This is a genomic window from Paracoccus sp. pheM1, assembly GCF_018499825.1.
GTDB lineage: Bacteria > Pseudomonadota > Alphaproteobacteria > Rhodobacterales > Rhodobacteraceae > Paracoccus > Paracoccus versutus.
The window spans coordinates 117,325-128,979 of sequence record NZ_JAGXCX010000003.1 but is presented as its reverse complement, the minus strand read 5'-3'; the positions used below and the strand labels follow the sequence as shown (position 1 = coordinate 128,979).

Annotated in this window: 12 protein-coding genes; 10 read left to right on the top strand and 2 right to left on the bottom strand. The window is 69.1% G+C overall.

Going from position 1 to position 11,655, the window contains the following annotated elements; all coding sequences use genetic code 11:
• The first annotated feature begins 15 nt into the window (after positions 1-15).
• Positions 16-918, top strand: coding sequence for a hypothetical protein (locus KF941_RS23455; RefSeq protein ID WP_214274714.1), 903 nt, complete (start codon positions 16-18; stop codon positions 916-918).
• Positions 919-1,066: 148 nt separating this feature from the next.
• Here the strand turns inward: KF941_RS23455 and KF941_RS23450 are convergent, their stop codons facing one another.
• Complete coding sequence (locus KF941_RS23450; protein ID WP_214274713.1) at positions 1,067-1,540, bottom strand: MarR family transcriptional regulator; 474 nt, start codon at positions 1,538-1,540, stop codon at positions 1,067-1,069.
• Between the two features lie 152 nt (positions 1,541-1,692).
• Here KF941_RS23450 and KF941_RS23445 point away from each other — a divergent pair, with 152 nt between their 5' ends.
• On the top strand, positions 1,693-3,600 hold the full coding sequence (locus tag KF941_RS23445; protein WP_214274712.1) for an FAD-binding monooxygenase: 1,908 nt from the start codon (positions 1,693-1,695) through the stop codon (positions 3,598-3,600).
• 27 nt (positions 3,601-3,627) lie between these two features.
• On the opposite strand, the gene pcaQ is transcribed toward KF941_RS23445, so the two are convergent.
• Positions 3,628-4,593 (bottom strand): pca operon transcription factor PcaQ, encoded by a 966-nt coding sequence (pcaQ, locus tag KF941_RS23440; RefSeq protein WP_346429024.1) that lies wholly within the window; start codon positions 4,591-4,593, stop codon positions 3,628-3,630.
• Positions 4,594-4,680: 87 nt separating this feature from the next.
• Here pcaQ and pobA point away from each other — a divergent pair, with 87 nt between their 5' ends.
• The 8 genes from pobA to KF941_RS23400 are packed head-to-tail and all read left to right on the top strand — an operon-like array spanning position 4,681 to position 11,647.
• Positions 4,681-5,850: a 4-hydroxybenzoate 3-monooxygenase gene (gene pobA, locus KF941_RS23435; RefSeq protein WP_214274710.1), complete on the top strand. Its 1,170-nt coding sequence runs from the start codon at positions 4,681-4,683 to the stop codon at positions 5,848-5,850.
• A gap of 11 nt (positions 5,851-5,861) precedes the next feature.
• On the top strand, positions 5,862-6,638 hold the full coding sequence (gene pcaD, locus KF941_RS23430; RefSeq protein ID WP_240540601.1) for a 3-oxoadipate enol-lactonase: 777 nt from the start codon (positions 5,862-5,864) through the stop codon (positions 6,636-6,638).
• Entirely contained in the window at positions 6,631-7,032 is a 402-nt protein-coding gene (gene pcaC, locus KF941_RS23425; protein ID WP_036755624.1) for a 4-carboxymuconolactone decarboxylase, read from the top strand. The genes pcaD and pcaC overlap by 8 nt, the downstream gene beginning before the upstream one ends.
• Positions 7,029-7,751 carry a protocatechuate 3,4-dioxygenase subunit beta gene (gene pcaH / locus KF941_RS23420; protein WP_036755628.1) on the top strand — a complete coding sequence of 241 codons (723 nt, stop codon included), beginning with the start codon at positions 7,029-7,031 and terminating at the stop codon, positions 7,749-7,751. Before pcaC ends, pcaH begins: the two co-directional genes overlap by 4 nt.
• Positions 7,751-8,461, top strand: coding sequence for a protocatechuate 3,4-dioxygenase subunit alpha (locus KF941_RS23415; RefSeq protein WP_072463959.1), 711 nt, complete (start codon positions 7,751-7,753; stop codon positions 8,459-8,461). The genes pcaH and KF941_RS23415 overlap by 1 nt, the downstream gene beginning before the upstream one ends.
• Entirely contained in the window at positions 8,454-9,299 is an 846-nt protein-coding gene (locus tag KF941_RS23410; protein ID WP_214274708.1) for a 3-keto-5-aminohexanoate cleavage protein, read from the top strand. Before KF941_RS23415 ends, KF941_RS23410 begins: the two co-directional genes overlap by 8 nt.
• Entirely contained in the window at positions 9,299-10,600 is a 1,302-nt protein-coding gene (locus KF941_RS28445) for a lyase family protein (protein WP_214274707.1), read from the top strand. The genes KF941_RS23410 and KF941_RS28445 overlap by 1 nt, the downstream gene beginning before the upstream one ends.
• A gap of 21 nt (positions 10,601-10,621) precedes the next feature.
• Positions 10,622-11,647 carry a TRAP transporter substrate-binding protein gene (locus KF941_RS23400; protein WP_214274706.1) on the top strand — a complete coding sequence of 342 codons (1,026 nt, stop codon included), beginning with the start codon at positions 10,622-10,624 and terminating at the stop codon, positions 11,645-11,647.
• The last annotated feature ends 8 nt before the right edge of the window (positions 11,648-11,655 follow it).

The window sequence follows — 11,655 nt, the reverse complement described above, 5'->3', positions numbered from 1 at the left end:
GAAAGGATTTTCGGGATGTATGAAGACAAGGATCCCCGCGCGGCCCTGTTCGCCGCGGCCTCGGCGCCGGCCCGCACCGGCCTGATCGCCGAGGAACAGCTGGCCGAGTTCGACAAGACCCCGCCGCAGGAGGACGCCCAAGGCCGCAAGGTCTGGTATCAGCGCGGCTGCAATTTCGTGCTGGCCTATGCCGAGGCGCAGCCGGGCGCAAGCTTCGCCCGCACCGGCCAGCCCGACGAATATGTCGTGCTGCTGCCCGACCGGCCGGCGCTGATCGAGGCCGATGGCGACAGCCGCGAGGTTGCCGGCCATTCCATCGTCTTCGTGCCGCCGGGCGACAGCCGGGTGACGCTGCCCGAAGGGGGCAGGGTGGTCCGGCTGTTCACCGCCGCCGCGGCGGACCTGGTCGCGCTGTGCCCCAATGCCGATGCCTATGCGGAAGGGCGCAGCCATATCCCGGCCTTCCGGCCCTGGCCCGAGCCTGCCGGGGGCTTCAGGATCCGCGCCTATGACCTGGACGTGAAGCCGCAGGAGGGGCGCTTCGGCCGCATCTTCCGTTGCACCACCTTCATGGTGAACTTCCTGGACGTGCAGCAGGGACCGCGCGATCCCAGGAAGCTTTCGCCCCATCACCACGACGATTTCGAGCAATGCTCGCTGGCGCTTGCCGGCAGCTTCGTCCATCACCTGCGCTGGCCCTGGACGGTGGACCGCAGCGACTGGCGCGAGGACCGGCATATCGCCGTCGGCTCGCCCTCTTCGCTGGTGATCCCGCCGCCGGTGGTCCACACGACCGAAGCCAGCGGCGCGGGCGAGAATGCGCTGGTGGACATCTTCTGCCCGCCGCGGCTGGATTTCTCGATGCAGGAGGGCTGGGTGCTGAACGATGCCGACTATCCGGTGATCCCGCGGCGCTGAAGCCGGTGGCGGGGCGCCGTGTCGGCCATGGGCGGGCGCGGAGCTTGCCGGCCTGCGCCGCCAAGGCGGCCCGGTGCCCTTTCGCTGGAACGGTTCCAGGCGCGCGAAACGCCGGGCTGCCAGAGTTCCGCCGCCCGCCGATCCCAGGCTAATCCTCTCCGCGCGCCCCCGTCCGCAGGGGCGCGCGGCTGTATTCGTTGCCGGCCTCGGTCGCCTTGCGCAGCAGCGCGAGGAATGCCTCGGCCTCGGCCGGGGTCAGCCCGGCCAGCGTACGCTGCTGCACCTCGGCGATGGCCGGGGCAAGCTGCTCCAGCATGCGCTGCCCCGCTGCGGTCAGTTCCAGCACCCTTGCGCGGCGGTCCTGCGCGCTGACGCTGCGCGACAACAGCCCCTTGCCCTCCAGCCGGTCCACCACCCCGCCCATGGTGACGCGGTCATGCGCGATCAGCCCGGCAAGCGTGGCCTGGTCCACCCCCGGATGTTCGGCCAGGGCCGCCAGCGCCGCGAATTGCACCGGCGTCAGGTCCACCCCCGCCTCGTCCATCCGGGTGGCGAAGATCGCTGTCGAGATCTGGTTCAGGCGCCGGATCAGATGGCCCGGCAGATCGTAAAGCGTCGTCATGGCACCGGCATGGTTGGGACCGCCGCAGGCTAGGCAAGTCGGGGCAGGATGACAAGTGTGCTAATCATATTGACCAGTATACTGATGATTAGTATACGTCTTGATTATCGGACCCCGCGGCATGGTCGGGGCGAACCCTGAGGGAGGACAGAATGCAGTTTCACCTTGACGGCTTCCGGCCCGGCGACCCGACCCATCATCCGGCCGCCTCTGCGCAGGACGGGGCGGCCGGGAACGACGGGGACGTCGATGTGCTGATCGTCGGCAGCGGCCCGGCCGGGCTGACGCTGGCGGCGCAGCTGGCCGTCTTTCCCTCGATCCGCACGCGCATCGTGGAACGGAGGCCGGGGCCGCTGGACCTGGGCCAGGCCGATGGCATCGCCTGCCGCACGATGGAGATGTTCAACGCCTTCGGCTTTGCCGACCGGGTGATGAAGGAAGCCTATTGGGTGAACGAAGTCACATTCTGGAAGCCGCAGGACGGCGATGGCCCGATCATGCGCCACGGCCGCATCCGCGACACCGAAGAGGGGCTTTCGGAATTTCCCCATGTCATCCTGAACCAGGCGCGGGTGCATGACTTCTATCTCGAGGCGATGCGTCATGCGCCGACCCGGCTGCAGCCGGATTACGGCCTGCAACTGGCCGGCCTGACCATCCCCGACGACCCCGCGCAGCCGGTCGAGGCGCGGCTGCGCCCGGCCGGGGCCGAGGACGCGTCCCGCGACCAGATCGTTCGCGCCCGCTATGTCGTCGGCTGCGACGGGGCGCGCAGCCAGGTCCGCCGCCAGATCGGGCGGGAATTGCGCGGCGAGGCGGCGAACCAAGCCTGGGGCGTGATGGATGTGTTGGCCTATACCGATTTTCCCGACATCCGGCTGAAATCCGCGATCCATTCCGCGCAGGAAGGCAATATCCTGATCATCCCGCGCGAAGGGGGCTATCTGGTCCGGCTCTATATCGAGCTGGACAAGCTGGCCGAGGACGAGCGCGTCGCGTCGCGCAACATCACCCAGGAAACCCTGATCGCCGCCGCGCAGCGGATCCTGCACCCCTATGTGCTGGAGGTGAAGGAGGTCGCCTGGTGGTCGGTCTATGAAATCGGCCAGCGGCTGACCGACCGCTTCGACGACCTGCCCGCGGATGCCCCGGCCTCGCGCATGCCGCGGGTGTTCATCGCCGGCGATGCCTGCCACACCCACAGCCCCAAGGCGGGGCAGGGCATGAACGTCTCGATGCAGGACAGCTTCAACCTGGGCTGGAAACTCGCGGCGGTGCTGCGCGGACAGGCCGATGCCGGGCTGCTGCGCAGCTATTCGGCCGAGCGGCAGGGGGTCGCGCAGGAGCTGATCGACTTCGACCGCGAGTTTGCCCGGATGTTCAGTGCCCGTCCCAAGACCGCCGAGGACGACGGCGAAGGCGTCGACCCGGCCGAGTTCCAGCGCTATTTCATCCAGCATGGCCGCTTCACCGCCGGGACGGCGACGCGCTATCGCCGCTCGGAGCTGACCGGGCCGGACACGCATCAGCATCTGGCGACCGGGTTCCCGGTCGGGATGCGCTTTCATTCGGCGCCGGTGATAAGGCTGGCCGATGCACGGCCCATGCATCTGGGCCACATCGCCCAGGCGGACGGGCGCTGGCGGATCTATCTCTTTGCCGATGCGCAGGGGCTGGCGCCCGGCTCGGGGTTGGCGCGGCTTTGCGGGCGGCTCGACCGGGACGGCTCGGTCCTGCGCCGCCACACCCCCGCGGGTGCGGACCCCGATGCGGTGTTCGACATCCGCGCGGTTTTGCAGCAGCCCCACCAGTCGCTGTCGATGGACGACCTGCCGGGGCTGCTGTGGCCGCGCAAGGGTCGCCACGGGCTGCGCGACTATGAAAAGGCGTTCTGCGCCGATCCGGCCGCGGGCGACATCTTCGACCGGCGCGGCATCGACCGCGAGCGGGGCTGCATGGTGGTGGTGCGTCCCGACCAATATGTCGCCCAGGTTCTGCCGCTGGAGGACGACACGGCGCTGGGGGAATATTTCGCGGGCGTGCTGCGGCCGGCGGGCTAGGCCGCGGCGGCGGGCCTTGCCTGCGTCCTAGCCGCGGGCCGGGCCGGCATCTGCCGGCCCTGGCCCCGGTCCCGGTCCTGGCCCGAAGCCTTCGGCGATCACCCGCATCACCGCCTGCCGGAACAGCAGCTGGGCATTGGTTTCGGGCTGGCTGGCGCGGGTCATCAGCCCGACCGGACCCTGCGTCAGCGTCGTGTCGAGCGGCAGCCGCACCAGCCGGCCCTCGGCGATCTCGCGCGCCACGACCCCCGCCGAGATGAACCATACCGCATCGCCCTGCCGGGTGAAGACGCGGCCGAAGGCATCCGAGACGGTCTCGATCCGCCGGGCGGGGCGCAGGACGCCATGCGCGATCAACAACCGTTCCACGAATGGGTGGATCGCGGCGGTCTCGGTCGGATAGATCACCGGAAAATCGCCGATCCGGCGCAGGTCGGGGTCGGTGAGGATCGGGTGGCCCGGCCGGACCACCACCGCCACGTCCTCCAGGTAAAGCTGGGTGAAGCTCAGCCCCTGCATGGTTTCGGGCGCGCCCAGCCGCCCGATCACCACGTCAAGATCGTCCGAGCGCAGCAGCCCCATCAGATGCCCGTGCCCGCCATCGGCGATGGACAGCCGCAGATGTGGTGCGGCCTGCTGCAATTCGGCGACCACCTCGGGCATCAGCCGCGCCGAAACCGAGGGCAGCGCCCCCACCCGCAAGGACAGCTCGGCCGCCTGCGCCTCGCCGGAAATGCCCGCCAGCCCCTGCGACAGCGCCGACAGCGCGTTCAGCGCATAGCCGTGGAAGAATTCGCCCTGCGCGGTCAGCGCCACGCCGCGGCGGCTGCGGGTCATCATCCTTGCGCCGACGATTTCCTCGAGCTCGGCCATGGTGCGCGAAATCGCCGGCTGGGTCAGATATAGCGCCTCGGCCGCCCGCTTGAGATTGCCCTGGCGGACGATCTCGACAAAGGCCTGCACATGTCTCAGCCGAATCCTGCGGTCCAACACTTGCCGTTTCTGATAATCATCAAACCCGATTTCTCATTTTACTTGCGATGCGTGGCAGGTCAAGTTCGGCGGCAGAGGGGGACTGTCATGCGCACTCAGGTCGTTATCATCGGCGGCGGGCCGTCCGGGCTGCTTCTGGGCCAGCTTCTGCACCGCCAGGGCATCGAGGCGGTGGTGCTGGAGCGCAAGACGCGGGACTATGTGCTGGACCGCATCCGTGCCGGCGTGCTGGAAACCGGCCTCGTCCGGCTGATGGAGGAAGCGGGCGTGGCCGAGCGGCTGCACCGCGAGGGTTACGTCCATGACGGCACCCGGATCGCCTGGGACGGCGGCATGTTCCACATCGACTTCAAGAGGCTGACCGGCACCCCGGTGGTGGTCTATGGCCAGACCGAGGTGACGCGCGATCTTTACGACGCGCGCGAGGCCGCGGGCGCGCAGACCGTCTTCGAGGTCGAGGACGTCGTGATCCACGGTGCCGACACCGACCGCCCGCATGTGACCTATGCCCGCGCCGGGCAAGGCCACCGCATCGATTGCGATTTCATCGCCGGCTGCGACGGGTTCCACGGCATCAGCCGCCAGACCATCCCGCTGGACCTGCGGCGCGAATATGAAAAGACCTATCCCTTCGGCTGGCTGGGCATCCTGTCGGAAACGCCCCCGGTCCACGACGAACTGATCTATGCCAATTCCGACCGCGGCTTCGCGCTGTGTTCGATGCGCAACGCCAACCTGTCGCGCTATTACATCCAATGCGCGCTGTCGGACCACACCAGCGACTGGACCGACGGGGCTTTCTGGGACGAGCTGCGCCGCCGCCTGCCCGAAGAGGTGGCCGACCGGCTGGTCGCGGGCCCGTCGATCGAGAAATCCATCGCGCCGCTGCGGTCTTTCGTGACCGAGCCGATGCGCTGGGGCCGGTTGTTCCTGTGCGGCGACGCCGCCCATATCGTGCCTCCGACCGGGGCCAAGGGGCTGAACACGGCGGCCAGCGACGTGCAATACCTGTATAACGGGCTGGTGCAATATTACCGGGACAAGGACAGCGAGGGCATCGACCGTTATTCCGAAAAGGCGCTGCTGCGCGTCTGGAAGGCGGAACGCTTCAGCTGGTGGTTCAGCGGCCTGCTGCACCGCTATCCCCACCAGAGCCCCTTCGACCTGAAGATGCAGAAGGCCGATATCGCCTTCCTGCGCGACAACGAATCGCAACAGCGCGCATTCGCCGAAAACTACGTGGGGTTGCCTTACTGATGCGGACGATCATGGCAAACGGCGCGGATCTGCATGTCGCGGTGTCGGGGCCGGAAACCGGGCCGGTGGTGGTCTTTGCGAACTCGCTGGGCACCGACCTGCGGGTCTGGGACGGGCTGATCCCGCATCTGGCGCCGGGGCTGCGGCTGGTGCGCTATGACAAGCGCGGCCACGGGCTGTCCCAGGAAACGCCCGGCCCCTACGACATCGAGACGCTGGCCGACGATGCCGCGGCGCTGATCGCGGCGCTGGACCTAGGGCGGGCGGTCTTTGTCGGGCTGTCCATCGGCGGGCTGATCGGCCTGTCGCTGGCCGCCCGCCATCCGGGCCTGCTGGCGGGGCTGGTGGTGTCGAACTCGGCCGCCCGGATCGGCGATGCGGCGATGTGGAACGCCCGGATCCAGGCGATCCGCGACGACGGGCTGGCCAGCATCGCGGCGCCGACGATGGAGCGCTGGTTCTCGCCCGCATTCCGGGCGGCGGGACGCGACGCGCCCTGGCGCCGGATGCTTGCCCGCCAGCCGCAGGGGGGCTATGTCGCCTGCTGCCAGGCCATTGCCGGGGCCGATCTGGCCGAGGCGGCCCGCACGCTGGACCTGCCGGTGCAGGTGATCGCGGGGGGGCTCGACGGCTCGACCCCGCCGGACCTGGTGCGGGCCACCGCCGCGCTGATCCGCGGCGCGCGCTTCGACCTGATCGCGGATGCCGGGCATATTCCCTGCGTGGAGGCGCCGGCCGCCCATGCGGCCATTCTCAACCGTTTTTTCAAGGACATCGGCCATGTCTGACAGCCCCGTCCCCGACCGCCATGCGACCGGCATGAGAACCCGCCGCGAGGTGCTGGGCGATATGCATGTGGACCGGGCCGAGGCGCAGACCTCGGATCTGGACCGGCCGTTCCAGGATCTGATCACCGTCTCTGCCTGGGGCACGGTCTGGGCCTCGGACGGCATCAGCCGGCGCGAGCGTTCCATGCTGACGCTGGCGCTGCTGGCGGCGACCGGCAATTGGGAGGAGATCCCCATGCATATCCGCGCCACCGCCCGCACCGGAGCCAGCCAGCGCGACGTCCTCGAGGCGTTCCAGCATGTCGCCATCTATTGCGGCGTGCCCAAGGCGAACCACGCGCTGAAACTGGCCAAGCAGACCTTCGCCGAGATGGAAGAGGAGGAGAGCCGATGACCCCCGCAGAATATTACCAGCGCGACCGACGCATCCACCCGCCGGCGCTGACGCCGGATTACAAGACCTCGGTCGCGCGCAGCCCGCGCTTCAGCCTGATCAGCCTGCAAGGCTCGATGTCGGAAATCACCGGGCCGACCTTCGGCCATGGCGACATCAGCCCGATCGACAACGACCTGATCAAGAACTACGCCAAGGACGGCGACCCGATCGGGGAACGCATCATCGTCCACGGCCGCGTGCTGGACGAGAACGCCCGGCCCGTGCCCGACACGCTGGTCGAGGTGTGGCAGGCCAATGCCGGCGGCCGCTATCGCCACAAGAAGGACAGCTACCTGGCCCCCATCGACCCGAATTTCGGCGGCTGCGGGCGCACCATCACCGACGCGGACGGCTATTATTTCTTTCGCACCATCAAGCCCGGCGCCTATCCCTGGCGCAACTGGGTCAACAACTGGCGGCCGGCGCATATCCACGTCTCGGTCTTCGGCCACGCCTTTTGCCAGCGGCTGATCACCCAGCTTTATTTCGAGGGCGATCCGCTGATCCCGATCTGCCCCATCGTGCAGACCGTCCCCGACCCGGAGGCCATCGACCGGCTGACCGCGAAACTGGACATGAACGCCACGGTGCCGCTGGACAGCATCGCCTATCGTTTCGACATCGTGCTGCGCGGCCGCCGCTCGACCATGTTCGAAAACCGGCTGGAGGGGAATTGATGAAGGTCGTCGATGCACGGGCCAACCGCCCGCACTACCTGCCGGAAACCGCGTCGCAGACCGCCGGCCCCTATGTCCATATCGGGCTGGCGCCGGGGGCTGCCGGCTTTCGGATCTTCGACCGCGAACTGGGCTGGGACATCGCCGGGCCGAACGCCGCAGGCGAACGCATCCGGGTCGAGGGCGTGGTGATCGACGGCACCGGCAGTCCGGTCAAGGACGTGCTGATCGAGGTCTGGCAGGCCAATGCCGCCGGCATCTATGCCCATCCCGAGGCGGGCGGCGCGGTCGAGGAGGGCTTTCGCGGCTGGGGCCGGGTCATCACCGATTTCGAGACCGGCGAATGGGGTTTCGACACCGTCAAGCCCGGCCCGGTCAGGGCGCGGGCCCGCATGATCTCGGGCGTCAGCCAGCGGGTGCGCGACAGCCATCCCGACTGGCAGGGTCGCGCGCAGGAAGACAGCATCCCGATGGCGCCGCACCTGAATCTGTGGATCGTTGCCCGCGGCATCAACATCGGCTTGAACACCCGGATGTATTTCGACGACGAGGGCCCGGCCAACGCCACCGATCCGGTGCTGAACCTGATCGAATGGGAACGCCGCCGCGCCACGCTGATCGCGAAGCGCACCCTGCGCGACGGCCGCCCGGTCTATCGCTTCGACATTCGCCTGCAGGGCGAGGATGAAACGGTGTTCTTCGATGTCTGACCCGGCCGAAAGACCCTGCATCATCTGCGTCGCCATCACCGGCAGCCTGCCGACCAAGGAAAACAACCTGGCGGTGCCGATCACCGTGGCCGAGCAGATCGAATCCACGCATGAGGCATTCGAGGCCGGCGCCTCGATCGCCCATTGCCATGTCCGCGACGACGAGGGGCGGCCGACCAACGACCCCGACCGCTTCGCCGCGCTGAAGGAGGGGCTGGAGAAACATTGCCCCGGCATGATCGTCCAGCTTTCGACCGGCGGGCGGTCGGGTGCGGGGGAGGCGCGGGGGGCCATGCTGCCCTTGCGCCCCGACATGGCCTCGCTCTCGGTCGGGTCCAACAACTTCCCGACGCGGGTCTATGAAAACCCGCCGGACCTGGTGGACTGGCTGGCCGCCGAGATGCTGGAATACGACATCAAGCCGGAAATCGAGGCGTTCGACCTGTCCCATATCTTCCAGGCCAAGAAGATGGCCGAGGACGGGCGGCTGGCCGGCACCCCCTATGTGCAGTTCGTGATGGGGGTGAAAAACGCCATGCCCGCGGATCGCGATGTCTTCGACTATTACATCCGCACCGTGAAGCGGCTGTTCGGCGAGGACGCGCCCTGGTGCGCGGCCGGGATCGGCGCAAGCCAGATCGTGCTGAACGAATGGGCGATTTCCTCGGGAGGCCACGCGCGCACGGGGCTCGAGGACAACCTGCGGCTGGATCGGGACCGGCTGGCGCCCTCGAACGCGGCGCTGGTCCGCCGTGCGGTCGAGCTGTGCGGGAAATACGGCCGCCCCGTCGCGACATGGCGGCAGGCGCGGCAGATCCTTGGGCTGCGGATGGTCTGATGGCGGTGGGCACCTTGTTCGGACAGCTTTACGGCGACGGCGAGATGGCGGCGATCCTGTCGGATCGCGCGGCCATCCGGGCCATGCTGCGGGTCGAAGTCGCTTTGGCCCGCGCCCAGGCCGATCTGGGGGCGATCCCGGCCGCGGCGGCCGAGGCGATCGCCAAGGCGGCAGAGGCTCTGGACCCCGACCCGGCGGACCTGGCCGCGGCGGTGGCCCTGGCCGGCATCGCTGCGCAGCCGGTTGTCGCGGCGCTGAAATCCGCGGCGGGCGAGGCCGGGGCATTCGCCCATTACGGCGCCACCTCGCAGGACGTCGTGGACACGGCGCTGGCGCTGCAGCTGGAGGCGGCGCTGGAAGTGCTGGCCGCGCGCCTGGACCGTCTGGAGGCGCTGCTGGCGCAGAAGGCCGCGGATCACGCCGACCTGCCGATCCCGGCGCGCACCCGCCACCAGATCGCCACGCCCACCACGCTGGGCGCCAAGATCGCGGTCTGGCACGGGACGGCGGTGCGCAACCGCCAAAGGCTGGATCAGTTGCGGCCGCGGCTGCTGCTGGTCTCGCTGCACGGGGCGGCGGGGACCGAGGCGGCGCTGGCCGGTCACGGCCCGGCGCTGCGCGCCTCGATGGCGGCGGCGCTGGGGCTCGGGGTGCCGGATGGGCCCTGGCACGCGGCCCGCGACGGCATCGCGGAACTGGCGGGCTGGCTGTCGCTGGTCACGGGCGGGCTTGGCAAGATGGGCCTCGACCTGGTGCAGCTTGGCCAAAGCGAGATCGCGGAACTGGCGGCGGGGTCCGGGGGCGGTTCGTCCACCATGCCGCAAAAGCAGAACCCCGTCGCGGCCGAGGCGCTGGTGACGCTGGCGCGGCTGAATGCCGGCGATCTGGCGGGAATGCACCAGGCGCTGGTCCATGCGCAGGAACGCGACGGCATCGCGCTGGGGCTGGAATGGAACCTGCTGCCGGGAATGCTGGAACGCGCGGCCGCGGCGCTGCGCATCGGCTGCGCGCTGGCCGAGACGCTGGCCCCGCGCCCCGACGGCATCGCGGCCACCTTTGCCGCCGACCGCGGGCGGATGGCGGCCGAGGCCGCGGGCTTTCTGCTGGCCAAGGCCATGCCCCGCGCCGAGGCCCTGCGGATCGTGGCGCAGGCGCTGGCGCAGGTCGCCGGGGGCGAGGCGCCGACGCTGGCCGATGCGCTGGCGCAACTGGCCCCCGGCCGCGACTGGGCCAAGGCCCTGAGGCCCGAGAACCTGACCGGCGCCGCGCCCCGGCAAGCGCGCGCCGCACGACCGATCTGAACAACGCAACGGGAGGAAACCATGAAAACCCTGATCCTGTCGGCCATCGCCTCGCTTTCGCTGGGTGGCGCGGCATGCGCCGCCGATGTGACGCTGCGCGTCCATCACTTCCTGTCGGCCGATGCGCCGATGCAAACCGAGATCCTGGTCCCCTGGGAAAAGGCCGTCGAGGAACAGTCGGGCGGCCGCATCGACGTGCAACTGTTCCCCTCGATGCAATTGGGAGGCAAGCCGCCGCAACTCTTCGACCAGGCGCGCGACGGCATCGTGGACATTTCCTGGACGCTCCTGGGCTATACGCCCGGCCGCTTCCCCGTGGCCGAGGTGTTCGAACTGCCCTTCGTCTCCGGCACCGCCGTCCAGACCACCGCCGCGCTGCAAGAGTTCCAGGCGAAATACCTGGGCGACGAGATGGCGCAGGTGAAGCCGCTCTTGCTGCATGCGCCGGCGGGCTACAAGTTCCACATGCGCAGCGGCCCGATCACCGCGCTGGCCGATCTCAAGGGCAAGAAGATCCGTGCCCCCTCGCGCGCGATGACCGACGCGCTGAATGCGCTTGGCGCGACTGCCGTGGGCATGCCCGTGCCCGAGGTCGCGCAGGCCCTGACCACCGGCGTGATCGACGGCGCGCAGATCCCGTGGGAGGTCGTGGGTTCCCTGCGGGTCGACGAGATCACCAATGCCCATAGCGAAATCGGGGTCGAGAACGGCGGCGTTTCCACCGCGGTCATGGCGCTGGTGATGAACCGGGCCAAATACGACAGCCTGCCCGACGACCTGAAAAAGGTAATCGACGACAATTCCGGCGCCAATCTGGCGGTGCTGGCCGGCGCCGCCCTGGACCGGGTCGAGGCCGAGGAAAGGCAGAAAGCCCTGGACGCGGGCGCGCAGATCAACGTGATCCCGGCCGAGCAGATGGAGGAGTGGCGCGCGGCGGTGCAGCCGGTGGTGGACGGCTGGGTCAAGGCCATGGACAGCCGTGGCCTGGACGGGCAGGCGATGCTGGACGATGCGCGCGCCATGCTGGCCGCGGCCGGCGCCGAGTAAGGGGAGGC

What these genes read in the sequence shown, in the direction of transcription:
- KF941_RS23410 (WP_214274708.1), top strand. Translation starts at nt 8,454, where the DNA reads ATGTCTGACCCGGCCGAAAGACCCTGCATCATCTGCGTCGCCATCACC.
- KF941_RS23400 (WP_214274706.1), top strand. Translation starts at nt 10,622, where the DNA reads ATGAAAACCCTGATCCTGTCGGCCATCGCCTCGCTTTCGCTGGGTGGC.
- KF941_RS23455 (WP_214274714.1), top strand. Translation starts at nt 16, where the DNA reads ATGTATGAAGACAAGGATCCCCGCGCGGCCCTGTTCGCCGCGGCCTCG.
- KF941_RS23450 (WP_214274713.1), bottom strand. Translation starts at nt 1,540, where the DNA reads ATGACGACGCTTTACGATCTGCCGGGCCATCTGATCCGGCGCCTGAAC.
- KF941_RS28445 (WP_214274707.1), top strand. Translation starts at nt 9,299, where the DNA reads ATGGCGGTGGGCACCTTGTTCGGACAGCTTTACGGCGACGGCGAGATG.
- KF941_RS23415 (WP_072463959.1), top strand. Translation starts at nt 7,751, where the DNA reads ATGAAGGTCGTCGATGCACGGGCCAACCGCCCGCACTACCTGCCGGAA.
- pcaC (WP_036755624.1), top strand. Translation starts at nt 6,631, where the DNA reads ATGTCTGACAGCCCCGTCCCCGACCGCCATGCGACCGGCATGAGAACC.
- pobA (WP_214274710.1), top strand. Translation starts at nt 4,681, where the DNA reads ATGCGCACTCAGGTCGTTATCATCGGCGGCGGGCCGTCCGGGCTGCTT.
- KF941_RS23445 (WP_214274712.1), top strand. Translation starts at nt 1,693, where the DNA reads ATGCAGTTTCACCTTGACGGCTTCCGGCCCGGCGACCCGACCCATCAT.
- pcaD (WP_240540601.1), top strand. Translation starts at nt 5,862, where the DNA reads ATGGCAAACGGCGCGGATCTGCATGTCGCGGTGTCGGGGCCGGAAACC.
- pcaH (WP_036755628.1), top strand. Translation starts at nt 7,029, where the DNA reads ATGACCCCCGCAGAATATTACCAGCGCGACCGACGCATCCACCCGCCG.